The 13,831-nt window shown below is 65.8% G+C and carries 12 protein-coding genes and 1 tRNA gene; 4 read left to right on the top strand and 9 right to left on the bottom strand.

Translation table 11 applies throughout. The features are described 5' to 3' along the window. The first annotated feature begins 19 nt into the window (after positions 1 to 19). Positions 20 to 1,108: a class I SAM-dependent RNA methyltransferase gene (locus FHY55_RS14385; RefSeq protein ID WP_140014857.1), complete on the top strand. Its 1,089-nt coding sequence runs from the start codon at positions 20 to 22 to the stop codon at positions 1,106 to 1,108. Positions 1,109 to 1,185: 77 nt separating this feature from the next. After that, positions 1,186 to 1,635 (top strand): DUF302 domain-containing protein, encoded by a 450-nt coding sequence (locus FHY55_RS14380; RefSeq protein WP_140014856.1) that lies wholly within the window; start codon positions 1,186 to 1,188, stop codon positions 1,633 to 1,635. Between the two features lie 45 nt (positions 1,636 to 1,680). Here FHY55_RS14380 and FHY55_RS14375 read toward each other — a convergent pair whose 3' ends face one another. Both FHY55_RS14375 and hisA read right to left on the bottom strand, forming a co-directional pair. Then, positions 1,681 to 3,408, bottom strand: a complete 1,728-nt coding sequence (locus tag FHY55_RS14375) for a GMC family oxidoreductase (protein ID WP_140014855.1) — start codon at positions 3,406 to 3,408, stop codon at positions 1,681 to 1,683. A gap of 169 nt (positions 3,409 to 3,577) precedes the next feature. Then, positions 3,578 to 4,297 (bottom strand): 1-(5-phosphoribosyl)-5-[(5-phosphoribosylamino)methylideneamino]imidazole-4-carboxamide isomerase, encoded by a 720-nt coding sequence (hisA, locus tag FHY55_RS14370; RefSeq protein ID WP_140014854.1) that lies wholly within the window; start codon positions 4,295 to 4,297, stop codon positions 3,578 to 3,580. 294 nt (positions 4,298 to 4,591) lie between these two features. On the opposite strand from hisA, the gene FHY55_RS14365 reads away from it, so the two are divergent. After that, positions 4,592 to 4,981: a DUF2147 domain-containing protein gene (locus FHY55_RS14365; protein WP_140014853.1), complete on the top strand. Its 390-nt coding sequence runs from the start codon at positions 4,592 to 4,594 to the stop codon at positions 4,979 to 4,981. Positions 4,982 to 5,128: 147 nt separating this feature from the next. Beyond that, positions 5,129 to 5,524 (top strand): DUF2147 domain-containing protein, encoded by a 396-nt coding sequence (locus tag FHY55_RS14360; protein WP_254695319.1) that lies wholly within the window; start codon positions 5,129 to 5,131, stop codon positions 5,522 to 5,524. Positions 5,525 to 5,548: 24 nt separating this feature from the next. Here the strand turns inward: FHY55_RS14360 and FHY55_RS14355 are convergent, their stop codons facing one another. From FHY55_RS14355 to FHY55_RS14325, 7 genes are all read right to left on the bottom strand, one after another. After that, complete coding sequence (locus FHY55_RS14355) at positions 5,549 to 6,199, bottom strand: adenine nucleotide alpha hydrolase (RefSeq protein ID WP_254695318.1); 651 nt, start codon at positions 6,197 to 6,199, stop codon at positions 5,549 to 5,551. Next, positions 6,196 to 6,834 carry an imidazole glycerol phosphate synthase subunit HisH gene (hisH, locus tag FHY55_RS14350; protein ID WP_140014850.1) on the bottom strand — a complete coding sequence of 213 codons (639 nt, stop codon included), beginning with the start codon at positions 6,832 to 6,834 and terminating at the stop codon, positions 6,196 to 6,198. The genes FHY55_RS14355 and hisH overlap by 4 nt, the downstream gene beginning before the upstream one ends. A gap of 91 nt (positions 6,835 to 6,925) precedes the next feature. Continuing rightward, positions 6,926 to 7,513, bottom strand: coding sequence for an imidazoleglycerol-phosphate dehydratase HisB (gene hisB, locus FHY55_RS14345; RefSeq protein ID WP_140014849.1), 588 nt, complete (start codon positions 7,511 to 7,513; stop codon positions 6,926 to 6,928). Positions 7,514 to 7,622: 109 nt separating this feature from the next. After that, positions 7,623 to 9,686 (bottom strand): hypothetical protein, encoded by a 2,064-nt coding sequence (locus FHY55_RS14340; protein ID WP_140014848.1) that lies wholly within the window; start codon positions 9,684 to 9,686, stop codon positions 7,623 to 7,625. A 91-nt stretch (positions 9,687 to 9,777) separates the two neighbouring features. Next, positions 9,778 to 9,852 (bottom strand) — tRNA-Gly (locus FHY55_RS14335). An 85-nt stretch (positions 9,853 to 9,937) separates the two neighbouring features. Beyond that, a complete protein-coding gene (locus FHY55_RS14330) occupies positions 9,938 to 10,324 on the bottom strand; it encodes an MAPEG family protein (RefSeq protein WP_140014847.1) in 387 nt (128 codons plus the stop codon). A 69-nt stretch (positions 10,325 to 10,393) separates the two neighbouring features. Then, positions 10,394 to 13,831, bottom strand: coding sequence for a pyruvate carboxylase (locus FHY55_RS14325; RefSeq protein ID WP_140014846.1), 3,438 nt, complete (start codon positions 13,829 to 13,831; stop codon positions 10,394 to 10,396).

Here is a 13,831-nt window from a genome sequence, read left to right as displayed (position 1 = left end):
GGGCGGCTAGGGCAGGGGCATGGAAAAGCTTGAGATCTTTCTGGTGGTCGCGCCGGGGCTGGAGGAGGTGGCTGCCGCCGAGGCCCGCGAGCAGGGCTTCGCAAAGGCGCGCGTGGTGGTTGGCGGCGTGGTGTGCCGGGGCGCGTGGAGCGAGGTTTGGCGGGCCAATCTGGTGCTGCGCATTCCGGGGCGGGTGCTGGTGCGGCTGGCGAGCTTTCGGGCGATGAGCTTCAGGGCGCTGGAGACCGGGCTGGACGCGGTGGATTGGGCCGCGGTGTTGGTGCCGGGCCAGCCGGTGCGAGCCGAGGCGGCGACAAAGCACTCCAAGCTCTATCACGCGGGCGCGGTGAAGGGGCGGCTGGAGGAGGCCTTGGGCCGCGCAGGCGCGGTAGTGGACCCGGAGGGGCTGCGGGTGCTGGTGCGGATCGAGGAAAACCGTTGCGTGGTGAGCGTGGACAGCTCGGGCGAGGCGCTGCATCGGCGGGGCTTCAAGACGGCGGTGAACGCCGCGCCGCTGCGCGAGACCATGGCCGCCGGGCTGCTGCGGGCGGCGGGCTATGCCGGGCGCGAGGCGGTGATGGACCCGATGTGCGGCTCTGGCACCTTTTGCATCGAGGCGGCGGAGATTGCTGCCGGGCTGGCCCCGGGACGGGGGCGGCGCTTTGCCTTTGAGGGGTTTCCGGGGTTCGATGCCGAGGGGTTTGCGGCGCTGAAGGCGAGGCCGTCGGTGGCGCGGGGGGAGGGGCCGATCATCGGCTCTGACCGCGATGCGGGGGCAGTGAAGATGAGCCGGGAGAATGCAGAGCGGGCGGGTGTGGACTGCCGCTTCGAGGAGGCCAGCGTGAGCGCCTTGGAGCGGCCCGATTGCGCGCCGGGGCTGGTGATTTGCAACCCGCCCTACGGCAGCCGGATCGGCAGCAAGGGGCCGCTCTTCGGGCTTTACGGCAGCTTTGGCAAAGTCATGAAAGAGCGCTTTGAAGGCTGGCGGGTGGCGATGGTGACGAGCGATGAAAAGCTCGCCCGCGCCACCGGCCTGCCTTGGGAGCCACCGGGGCCGCATGTGGCCCACGGCGGGCTGAAGGTGCGGCTCTGGATGGCGCAGATGTGATGTGGCTTTCATGGACGTGGGGAACGGGGCGGGCCTTGCTGGGTTGAGCTTGCGCGAACCAACCGGGAGAGACTGCCATGAAACCGCTGATAACTGCCCTTGTCCTGAGCCTCGCCGCCACCCCTGCGCTGGCGGATGATGACATCGTTAATGTGGAGGCCAAGGGAAGCGTGGCTGAGGTGGCTGACCGCTTGGTTGCCGCAATCGAGGGCGCGGGGGCGACGGTGTTTGCCCGAGTTGATCATGCGGGCGGCGCGGAGCGTGCGGGCATGGAGCTGGCACCGATGGAGCTGGTGATTTTCGGCAACCCCAAGCTGGGGACGCCTGCGATTCAGGATAATCCGATGGCCGGGCTGGTGCTGCCGATGAAGGTGCTGATCTGGGAAGATGCCGAGGGCGCGGTGATGCTCTCCTATCAGGATCCAGAAGAGATGCTGGACGAGGTGGGCGTGGATGACGACTTGCCGGTTATCGAACAGATGGAAGGCGCGTTGAAGAAGCTCACCGGAGCTGCCGCCGGAGAATAAAGTGCTGCGGGCGCGGGAGGGGAGATGCCCCCGCGCCCGCGCCGCTTAGCCGATGAGAGTGTCGGCCATGCGCTCGCCGATCACCACGGTAGAGGCCATTGTGTTGCCGGTGGAGACGCGGGGCATGGTTGAGGCATCTGCGATGGACAGCCCCTCGACGCCATGCACGGCGAGTGAGCCGGAGACGACGGACATTTCGTCTTTGCCCATCTTGCAGGTGCAGCTTTCGTGAAAGTAGGTGCCCGCCGCGTTGCGGGCAAAGTCGTCAAGCGCCGCGCCGGTGATCGGGCCGGGCATGACCTCGCGTTTCACGTAGTCCGAGAGTGGGCCGGAGTTGCCGATTTCGCGGCATAGCTCGATGCAGGTGGTGAGCGCCTTAAGGTCTGCGGGTTCTTTCAGGAAACCGCCGTCGATTCGCACCGGATCGTCAGGGTTGGCGCCGGTGAGGCGCACCTCGCCGGTGCTTTGCGGGCGCACGACGCCGGGCGCGATGGACCAGCTTCCGGCGGGTGGTGAATAGGCCGAGCCGTGCACTTCGGAGGCATAGGGCACCTCGATCTGGAAGGGCTGAAGGTCGGGCGTGTCGAGCGCGGAATCGGACTTCCAGAAGAAGGTTGCCTCGGCGGCGGAATTGCCCGGCGGAAGGGGGGTGTTGTATTCCCAGACGCAGCCTGCAGCGAGGATGTGATCTTGGAAGTTCTGGCCGACGCCGGGCAGATCATGCACCACTTCAATGCCGTGGTCGGCAAGGTGCTCTGCCGGGCCGATGCCCGACTGCATGAGGATTTTGGGCGTGTTGATTGCGCCTGCCGAAAGCACCGTGTGGCCTGCAGCCACCTCATGCACCTCGCCATCCTTCTCGAAGGTCAGGCCGGTGATGGTGGTGCCATTCAGGGTGAGCTTGTGGACCGTGGCGCCGGTTAGCAGGGTGATGTTGGGGCGTTTGAGCGCCTCCCAGAGGTAGTCGGACGGGATGTTGCGGCGCATGCCGTCCTTGATGCGGACATTGGCGAGGGCTGCGCCGCCGACCCCTTCCATCATCTCGCCGTTCATATCGTCGTAGGCGGGGATGCCCGCTGTGCCGCAGGCTTCGACGAAGGCGGGGGCGATTGGGTTTACGTCGCGCACGTCGGTGACGAAGAGCCGCCCGCCGGTGCCGCGCCGGGCGCTGTCGGGGGCGCCCTGCCAATCTTCGATGCGTTTGTAGATTTCGAGCACATTGTCGTAGGACCACGCGTCATCGCCGGTTTCATCGGCCCAGAAGTCGAAGTCGTTCTTGTGGCCGCGCGCCCAGATCATCACGTTGATTGAGCTGCCGCCGCCAACAACCTTGCCCATAGGCAGGATCAGCGAGCGGCCATTCACATGCTCGGAGGGCTCGGCGCTATAGCCCCAGTCGCGCTCGGAGCGGATGTTGGTGGGCCACAACAGCGGGTTCAGCACCGCGTCGATCTGGTCGGTGCCCCCGGCCTCCAGCACCAGCACGCTGGCGTCGGTTTCTGCAGCAAGGCGGCCCGCCACCACGGCCCCGCCGGAGCCGGAGCCGACAACGATGTAATCGTAGCGCGCGGCGATGTTTTGCGCGTTGTAGCGCTGGGTGACAGCTGCATCGCCCAGCTCTTGCGCCCAGACCTCGGCAGAGGCGAGCGAGGCCCCGGCGGCGAGGGCAAGCTGGATGAAGCGGCGGCGCCCGAGCCGCCCGTGGACGAGGCCGGATTGCAGCGCCATGAGGCGGTCGCCCTTGGCCAATGCCTGGGTGAAGATCGGTTTCATTGGAGTCCTCCCTTGGTCATTACACGATGCGAAAGCAGGCCTCCTCTCCCGCTTTCGCTCGTGAATGTTGCAATTTAATGCATGACTGGAGGGAATTCCCTAGCGTTAATCCGAAAGCCTACGACTAAAGTCGTAGGTAATGCCGCGGATGTGCACTATAGTGCGGGGGTTAGTTTCGCAGGGCGGCGAGGGCTTCGGCGAGGTCCAGCGCGCCGTCATAGAGGGCGCGGCCAGAGATGGCCCCGGCGATCGTGCCGCGCGCCTTGAGCGCCTCAAGGTCAGCCAGAGAAGACACGCCGCCCGAAGCGATGACGGGGATGGAGACGGCTTGGGCCAGAGCGTCGGTGGCCTCGACATTGGGGCCCTGCATCGCGCCGTCGCGCATGATGTCGGTGTAGATGATCGCGGCCACGCCAGCGTCTTCGAAGCTGCGGGCGAGGTCGGTGGCGTTGACGTCCGTTTCTTCGGCCCAGCCCTTGGTGGCGACCATGCCGTGCCGCGCGTCGATGCCCACGGCGACCTGCCCCGGGAAGGCGGCGGCGGCCTCGCGCACCAGGGCGGGGTTTTCGACCGCGACGGTGCCGAGGATCACGCGGGCGAGGCCTTTGGAGAGCCAGCGCTCGATGGTGGCCATGTCACGGATGCCGCCGCCAAGCTGGGCGGGGGTTTTGGTGGCCTTCAGGATGGCTTCGACCGGTGCGGCGTTGACCGGTTCCCCGGCAAAGGCGCCGTTTAGGTCTACGAGGTGGAGCCATTCACAACCGGCATTGACGAACTCCATCGCCTGAGCGGCAGGGTCTTCGTTGAAGGTGGTCGATTTACCCATGTCACCGCGCAGGAGCCGCACGGCGTTGCCGTCTTTCAGGTCAATGGCGGGATAGAGGATCATGGGCGGGGCTCCTTTTGGGCGCGGTTTGCCATGAGGGGCGGGCGAAGGGAAGGGGCCGCGCGCGGCAGAACGCCCGCCCGCCCACCCCGTTCTGCCACGCGCGGCCCTGATCGGATGTTGTGCGGGGTGGCAGATGTGGGAGCGGGGGCGCTGCCCCCACACCCCCGGGAGTATTTTCAGCAAGAAAATCTGCGGGGTGGTGGTTTGTGATCTGTCATCGACCCAACGTAACAGTTGCGTGCGACGGGCGCGGGGCGTGAGGATGCGGGCAGCGTACCGAATGGGAGGAGAACCATGCGCAAGATTACAATGACCCTGGCGGCCCTGCTGGTGGCGGCCCCGGCCTGGGCGGCGGACCCGCTTGAGGGCCTGTGGCGCACGGCCAGAGATGACAATGGCAACTCGGGGCTGGTGCAGGTGAAGCCCTGCGGCGGCGGGCTGTGTGGCACGCTGATCAAGGCCTATGGGCCGGGCGGCAAGGAGATCAAATCCGAGAATGTTGGCCGCCAGATCATCTCGCAGACCAAGCCGTCGGGTGGTGGGCAATACAAGGGCAAGGTGTATTCGCCCGACCGTGGCAAGACCTACAGCTCCAAGTTGGTGCTCTCAGGCTCCACGCTGAAGGTGTCTGGCTGCGTGCTGGGGATTTGCCGCGATGGTGGCACCTGGAAGAAGGTGAAGTAAGCGCAGCTTTTGCGGGCGTTTGCCGATTCTGGCGGCGCCCGCAGGAACTTCTTGCTTAGACTCACCGTTGGGCTCATATGGCAGACATGCTTTGCAGTAGCTGATTTTCAGCGAAGCGAGCCTGTGTCGCCAGAAGGAGTGATGCCGGTGACTGGACTTTTCAAATTGATGATGGCGGGCGCGGCGCTGGCGCTTGCGGCGGGTGCGGCGCAGGCTGCGACACCTGAGGGCGTTTGGCTGACCGGGCCTGACAAGAAGGGCAATGTGGCCCATGTGCGCGCCGTGAAGTGCGGCTCTGCGGTCTGTGGCACGATCATCAAGGCTTTCAACGCATCGGGCCAGCCGATCAAATCGCCCAATGTGGGCAAGCGCGTGTTTTGGGACATGACGCCTGCCGGGGCGGGCACCTATCAGGGCCGCGCCTATGTGCCTGTGATGAAGCGCGACTACGGGGCGCAGATGCACCTTCGCGGCAACAAGATGGTGGTGAAGGGCTGCGCCGGGCCGATCTGCATGGACCAGACCTGGACCCGGTTGAAGTGAGGCGCGGTGGGCCGATGGCCCGCGCTACAGCACCAGATCGGAATAGATGAAACCATCGCGCGTGACGGTTTCGCCGCGCGTGGCGGGAATGGGCGCTGCAAAGCAGGGCGCGTCGAGCACGCAGGTGTGAAACTCGCCGTTCTCGCCGCAGGGGTCCACGCTTTCGGGCAGGCTGGAGAGCAGCGCGGCATCAAGGCGGCGGCCTGCGAAGTCTTCGGGCAGTTTGGACGGGTCCAGCGTGACAATTCGTGTGTCGAACCCTGCGGCGATTTCGGTGGCGAGCGCGGTGGTATCCTCGCCCCATAGCGGGAACACCGGGCTGATGCCGCTGCCTTCAAGCTGCGCCACGCGATAGTCGCGGACATCCTCAAGGAAGAGATCACCGGAGATCATTTCGGTCACGCCAAGGGCCTTGAGCGCGTCGACCGCCTTGGCCATGCGCGCCTCGTACACCTCATTGGAGCAGGGCCAGGGCAGGGGCACTTCCATCAGCTCCAGACCGGCGGCCTTGGCCTGTGCGCGCAGAATGGTGGCGCGGGTGCCGTGCATCGCCACCCGGTCGAAGGCTTCGTTCAACGTGGTCAGCGCCACTTTTACCTCATGGCCTGCCGCGCGGGCGCGGATCAGGGCCATGCAGGCATCCTTGCCGGAGGACCAGCCGATGGCGGCTGTCATGGAGCCCATTTGAGGAAGTTGGCGATGATGCGCAGCCCGGTGGCTTGGCTCTTTTCGGGGTGGAACTGGGTGCCGAAACGTGTGCCTTCGCCAACGATCGCCGTTACCGCGCCGGCGTAATCCGCATGCGCAAGGCGATGGGCGGGGTGCTCGGTTTGCAGGTGATAGCTGTGTACGAAATAGGCGTGATCGCCGGTTTCCACACCCTCAAGACAGGGGTGCGCACCTTCGAGCACCAAGTCGTTCCAGCCCATATGCGGCACCTTCAGCGCCGGATCGGCGGGTGCGATGGGCACCACCTCGCCGGGGATCCAGCCAAAGCCCGGCGTATTCGCGTGCTCGCGGCCCCGCGTGGACATCATCTGCATGCCGATACAGATGCCCATGAACGGGCGGCCCTGTGTCTCGACGTGCTCGGTGATTGCCTCGATCATGCCCGGACGGGCGGCCAGGGCCGTGCGGCAGGAGGGGTAGGCCCCATCACCGGGCAGCACGATGCGGTCGGCCCGCGCAACCTCTTCGGCGTGGGAAGTGACGATGACCTCGCCCGCGCCCTCCTCGGAGGCCATGCGTTGGAAGGCCTTTTCGGCGGAGTGCAGGTTGCCGCTGTCATAGTCGATGAGGACGGTGCGCATGGGGGCTCCTTTCGCGCCGAGGGGTGGCGGGAAATGGCGGGGGGGTCAAGGGGGCGATGCGGCTGCGGTGGGGTGTGGCCGCTGGCAAACCCTAGAGCGTGCCCTTGGTGGAAGGGATCGCATCGGCCTTGCGCGGGTCAGCCTCCAGCGCATCGCGCAGGGCGCGGGCGACGGCCTTGAAGGTGGCCTCTGCGATGTGGTGGCTGTTGATCCCGTGCAGGGCGTCGACGTGCAGGGTGATGCCGCCGTGGGTGCTGAAGGCCTGAAAGAACTCGCGCACCAGCTCGGAATCGAAGCTGCCGATCTTGGCTGTCGGAAGATCGACGTTCCAGACAAGATAGGGGCGGCCCGAAAGATCGAGCGCGGCGCGCACGAGGGCGTCGTCCATCGGCAGCAGGCAGCTTCCGTAGCGGGTGATGCCGCGCTTGTCGCCCATGGCTTGGGTGAGGGCTTGGCCCAGCGTGATGCCCACGTCTTCGACGGTGTGGTGATCGTCGATGTGGAGATCGCCTTTGGCTTGAACTTTCATGTCGATCAGCGCGTGGCGGGCCAGTTGATCGAGCATGTGATCAAAGAAGCCAACCCCGGTGGAATTGACATAGCTGCCGGTGCCGTCGAGGTCGATTTCGACGGTGATCGCGGTTTCCGCAGTTTCGCGGGTGACGCTGGCTTTGCGCATTGGAGCCTCCGAAGCGGGTCGCAGGCTCTATAGGCGCGGGCAGCGCGCGGGGAAAGGGGGCGTGGGCGCTGAGGCGCAGCCTGTGGCGCGGCTGCCCCAGCGCAGCGGCTTAGTGTTCATCGCCGGGGGTTTTGTCTTCGTCGATCACTGGCAACGGCGCGATGACGGTTTTGGCGCTGGCTGCCGGGGGCGGCGGCGGGGCTTGCGGTGCCGGTGCCGGTTCTGGCGGCGGAGGAGCGGGGGCGACCTCGGCGGCTTCCTCCGGCGCGGGTTCGGGATCCGGCGGCGGCGGCGCGGCGGCCCATGGGTCGGCGATTTGGGCCGGGGTGGCCTCTGTCTCGGGGTCGTCGGCAAGCGGCTGCGGGGCCTGGGTGACGCTGGCACGCGGCGGCTCGGGTGCCGGTGCGGGCTCTTGCGCGGCCTCTGGTTCTGGCTGCGGGGTGGGCTCTGGTTCCGGCTCAGGCTCGGGTTCCGGTTCGGGCGGAGCAGGGGCCTCTTCGGGTTCTGGTGCGGCCCACGGGTCGCTGATCGCCGCCGGGATGGCGCTGGTGTCTGGGGCGTCTGAGAGCGCCTGCGGGTTTGAGGTTACGGCGTCTTCTGCTGTGAGGGGTGGCAGTTCGGCATCGGCAGTTTCCGGCGGAAGCTCCGGCGGGGTGGCAGGCGGCACTTCTTGCGGCGGCTCTGGCTGGGGCACCTCTGGCGGTGTGGGCACCGGGCTTTCATTGGGCGGGTCTGCCGGGGTTTCGGGCGGCGTTGGCGGATGCGCGGGCTGCGGCACGGGGGCCGGGTCTGGCTCTGGCGTTGGCGCAGGTGGCTCCACGGGTTGGGAGGGGGCCGGCTCTGGTGTGGGCTCTTTGGCGGCGGGCGCAGGGGCAGGGGCCGGGGGCACCGCTTCGGGTTCGGGTGTGGGCGCGGGGGCAGAGGCCGCGGGCGGCGGGGCGGCAGGTGTTGGCTCTGCGGGCGCCTCGGCGGCTGGCGCCGGGGCGGGCTTGGGCGGAACGAAGCCGCTGGGCATCAGCTCGGGGGGCGGAGCAAAGGCCGAGGCTGCGGCCTTCTCTTCAATCGTTGCGGCCATTGTCGCAGCTGTCGCTGCGGCGGCGGGCGCGGCGTGTGCCGCCGGTGCGGCCGGGCTGGCGGCCTCTTCTTCATCCGCCGGAAGCGCGCCGCCGATGACGGTTTTCTGCGCGGTGGCGGTGGTGCGATCGGCCCCGCCGGGCAGGGTGGCGGCCTCTTTGCCAAGCTCTGCAAAGGCCTCTGAATCCGTATCCAGCCGGGCCTCCCAATCGGGGTTTGGCCGCTGGCCGCGCGTTGCGCCGATGTAGATTTGCAGCAGGCAGGCGTTGGTGAAAGGGTCGATCAGCCCGGCCTTTGTGCCCCAAGCGAAAAAGCAGGAGATGATGACCACCAGCAGCCCCGCGCCGGGGGCAAGCAGGATGAACGGTGCGAAGATCACCAGCCAGACGACGAAGGCCAGCAAGGTGTAAGCCCAGCCAAGGCCCTGAAGGGTGAGCGCGTTGCCCACCACGGGTTTGCCGTTTTGCGCCAGAAGCACCAGCCCTTCGCGGGCGGCGGCATAGGGGTTTACGGCGCGTTTGCGCAGGCCGTGGGCCAGCACCATTTCATCCACCGGGCGCTCGGCCAGCCAAAGGTAGGGTGTGTTGATGCCCACGCCCTTGCCCTCGGGCTTCATCCGGAAGAGCGCCCGCAAGGGCAGCAGCGGGTTTATGGCGGGCAGGGTCTTTTCGACTTGGCCGCGCAGGGCCCAGAGGCGGTTCATGTCGCCGTAGCGGGCTTTGACGATCTCCATGCCGGCCTTGATCTGGCTGCCTTCGGGGAGGCGGCGGCCTTCGAGGATTTCGGCCATGAGCGCCATGTGCGGCACGCGGACATACCAGTAGAGGTGCTTGCGCAGAAACCACATGCCTATGCCGAGGCTACCGCAGAGCAGGATCATGAAGAGCGGCGGCATGGTGCGGGCGAGGGCGATGATCGTGGCAAAATCCGCGCCGTTGTTCATTGCGCCCCTGGTGATGGCAACGCCGATGATGCTCCCGATCCAGGCCAGAAGCGCATAGCAGAGCGCGATTCCGAGGAAGATCCCGGCGCGGTAGCCGGTAAAGGCGGCGGTCTTTTTCAGGAGTCCCCAGGCAAGGGAGGACTTGAAATTCCACATCGGTCAAATTCCCTCAGGCACAATCAATGCTGCAAGCCTAGCGAAAATCGCCTGAGCTTCAACTGCTTGTGGAGGGAAGAAAAGAACTCATTGGAGCGGGCGATGAGATTCGAACTCACGACCCTAACCTTGGCAAGGTTATGCTCTACCCCTGAGCTACGCCCGCGTCCGTTGAGTAGCGGTGAGATAACGGCGGGGCCGGGCGGGTTCAAGAGGTAATTTCACCGGTTTGGCGAAAAACTTTCTGACGCTCAAAACAGGCTGTGCAGCAAGAGGCCGAAGCCCATCAGCAGGAGCGCGAGAAATGTCAGCACCATGCCGCTGACGCGGAAGGGCAGGTTCATCTTTGGACCAAGCAGGGCGCGGGCGTGGAGCAGGCGGCCTGCGAAGAGCATGATGCCGAGGAGGTGCAGGGCAACGGTGGGCGCGCCCTGCGCCTCGCAGAGCGCCAGCAGCAGGATGCCGAGCGGCGCGTATTCGGCGCAATTGCCCTGTGCGCGAGAGAGCGCCCGCAAGCGCTTGTCTTCGCCGTCTCCCAGCGAAATGCCCCGGCTGCGCCGCCGGACGGTGACGGCATAGCTGAGGCCCACGAAGAACACCGCCAGCAGGCCAGCGTAGATGGATGTGACGGCGAACATTGGCAAATCTCCCTCGGGTTGCCGCCATCAGACGGCAACATGAGAGACGGATCAACCGGGAACGCCGCGTTATTCCAACTCGACCAGCAGGTCTTTCGCGTCGATCTGATCGCCGGGAGAGACGTGCACCGCTTTGACGGTTGCGTCGCGCTCGGCGTGGAGGCCGGTTTCCATCTTCATCGCCTCGATGGTCAGCAGCAGATCGCCTGCGCTGACCTTCTGGCCCGCCTGCACGCCGACAGAGGCGACAGAGCCGGGCATTGGCGCGCCGATGTGGTTGTCGTTGCCCAGTTCCGCCTTGGGGCGGGCCTGCACGGCGGCGCCAGCGCGGCGGTCGGGGATGCGGACGGTGCGGGGCTGGCCGTTGAGCTCGAAGAACACGCGGGCGATGCCTTCTTCGTTGGTTTCGCCTTGCGCCGACATGCGGATTTCGAGGGTCTTGCCCGGGTCGATCTCCACCGAGATCTCGTCACCCGGCTCCATGCCATAGAAGAAGGTATCGGTCGGCAGGGTGCGGACCGGGCCGTATTCTTCGTGCCGTGCGGCATAATCGGTGAAGACCTTGGGATACATCAGGTAACCGTTGAGATCTTCGTCATCCAACTCAAAGCCCAGCTTCTCGGAGGCCTCCTTGCGGGTGGCCTCGAGATCGATTGGCTTCATTGATTTGCCAGCGCGTTCGGTGAGCGGCTTTTCGCCCTTCAGCACCTTGGCCTGAATGGCTTCGGGCCAGCCGCCGGGGGGCAGGCCGAGGTTGCCCTTCATCATGTCGATGACCGAATCGGGGAAGGAGACCTCGCGCTTGGGGTCTTCGACCTCGGCGCGAGTGAGGCCTTGGCTCACCATCATGAGGGCCATGTCGCCCACGACCTTGGAGGAGGGGGTGACCTTCACGATATCGCCGAACATCTGGTTCACGTCGGCATACATCTGGGCGACCTCGTGCCAGCGCTCTTCCAGCCCCATCGAGCGGGCCTGCGCCTTGAGGTTGGTGAACTGGCCGCCGGGCATTTCGTGCAGGTAGACCTCGGAAGCTGGCGCCTGAAGGCCGGACTCGAAGGCGGCGTAATGGGCGCGCACGCTTTCCCAGTAATCCGAGATCTCGCGGATGGCGCCGATATCAAGGCCGGTGTCCCGCTCGGTGTATTGCAGGGCTTCGACCACGGTGCCGAGGGTGGCCTGAGAGGTGTTGCCCGACAGCGCGTCCATCGCGCAATCGACAGCATCCACCCCGGCTTCGGCGGCGGCGAGGATGGTGCCGCAGGCGATGCCTGCCGTGTCGTGGGTGTGGAAGTGGATCGGGATATCCACCGCGTCCTTCAGCGCCGGGATCAGCACCTTGGCGGCGGACGGCTTGAGCAGCCCGGCCATATCCTTGAGGCCCAGCACATGGGCGCCGGCCTTCTCCAGTTCCTTCGCCATATCGACGTAATACTTGACGTCATATTTGGCGCGGTCCGGGTCCAGCACGTTGCCGGTGTAGCAGACGGTGCCCTCGATGACCTTGCCGCTCTCGCCCACGGCATCCATCGCCACGCGCATGTTTTCGACCCAGTTGAGCGAGTCGAAGACGCGGAACACATCGACGCCGCTTTCGGCGGCCTGCTTCACGAAGCTCACCACCACGTTGTCGGGGTAGTTGGTGTAGCCCACGCCGTTGGAGGCGCGCAGAAGCATTTGCGTCATGATGTTGGGCATGGCGGCGCGAATGTCGCGCAGGCGCTGCCAGGGGCATTCCTGGAGGAAGCGGTAGGCCACGTCGAAGGTGGCGCCGCCCCAGCACTCCACGGAGAACAGCTGCGGCAGGTTGGCGGCATAGGCGGGGGCCACGCGGACCATGTCGATCGAGCGCATCCGGGTGGCGAGCAGCGATTGGTGGCCGTCGCGCATGGTGGTGTCGGTGATGAGGAGCTGTTCTTGCGCCTTCATCCAGTCGGCCACAGCATTGGGGCCCTTCTCTTGCAGCAGGTTCAGCGTGCCCGGCGCAGGGGCCTCGACGCGGGAGGCGGGGGCCTTGGGCGGCTTGGCCTCGGCGGGTTTGGGGCGGCCCGCAGTCTCGGGGTGCCCGTTTACGGTGATGTCGGCGATGTAGCGCAGGATCTTGGTGGCGCGGTCGCGGCGGCGTTTGAAATCAAAGAGTTCCGGCGTCTCGTCGATGAACTTGGTGTGGTAGGTGTTGTCGAGAAACGTGGGGTGTTTCAGCAGGTTTTCGACAAAGGCGATGTTGGTGGACACGCCCCGGATACGGAATTCGCGCAGGGCACGGTCCATCCGCGCAATGGCGGCCTCGGGGGTGGGGGCCCATGCCGTGACTTTCGTCAGCAGCGAGTCGTAATAGCGGGTGATCACCCCGCCCGCATAGGCGGTGCCGCCATCGAGCCGGATGCCCATGCCGGTGGCGGAGCGATAGGCGGTGAGGCGGCCGTAGTCGGGGATGAAATTGTTCAGCGGGTCTTCGGTGGTGACGCGGCACTGCAGCGCGTGGCCGTTGAGGCGCACGTCATATTGCGACGCGGTGCCGGTGGCCTCAATCAGCGATTTGCCCTCGGCGATCTTGATCTGGGCCTGCACGATGTCGATGCCGGTCACCTCCTCAGTGACGGTATGTTCGACCTGCACGCGGGGGTTTACCTCGATGAAGTAGAACTTGCCCGTCTCCATATCCATCAGGAACTCGACGGTGCCGGCGCATTCGTAGTTCACATGCTCGCAGATCTTCTTGCCGAGATTGCAGAGGTCTTCGCGCTGCGCTTCGGAGAGATAGGGGGCGGGGGCGCGTTCCACGACCTTCTGGTTGCGGCGCTGCACCGAGCAGTCGCGCTCCCAAAGGTGGTAGATGTTGCCTTGGCTGTCGCCGAGGATCTGCACCTCGACGTGGCGGGCGCGGGTGATCATCTTTTCCAGATAGCCCTCGCCATTGCCGAAAGCGGCCTCGGCCTCGCGTCGGCCTTCAAGGATTTTCTCTTTTAGTTCAGAGGGATCGTTGATGGGGCGCATGCCGCGACCGCCGCCGCCCCAGCTGGCCTTGAGCATCAGCGGATAGCCGATTTCTTCGGCCTCCTTGGCGATGGCTTCCATGTCGTCGCCCAGCACTTCGGTGGCCGGAATCACCGGCACGCCGGCCTCGATGGCGACCTTGCGGGCGCTGGCCTTGTCGCCAAGTTGGCGCATCGTCTTGGCCTTGGGGCCGATGAACTTGATGCCATTGGCCTCGCAGGCGTCGACAAATTCGGGGTTCTCGGAGAGCAGGCCGTAGCCGGGGTGGATGGCATCTGCGCCGCTCATCTTGGCAACGCGGATCATCTCTTCGATGGAGAGGTAGGCGGCCACGGGGCCAAGGCCCTCGCCAATGCGGTAGGCCTCGTCGGCCTTGAAACGATGGAGGCCGAGCTTGTCTTCCTCGGCATAGACGGCGACCGTTTTCTTGCCCAGTTCATTGGCGGCGCGCATGATCCGGATGGCGATTTCGCCCCGGTTTGCGATCAAGATCTTCTGGAATTCGGCCAT

It is taken from the genome of Oceanicola sp. D3, assembly GCF_006351965.1.
Classification (GTDB): Bacteria; Pseudomonadota; Alphaproteobacteria; order Rhodobacterales; family Rhodobacteraceae; genus Vannielia.
The sequence above is the reverse complement of the archived record's forward strand: the minus strand, read 5'-3'. Positions and strand labels throughout refer to the sequence as shown.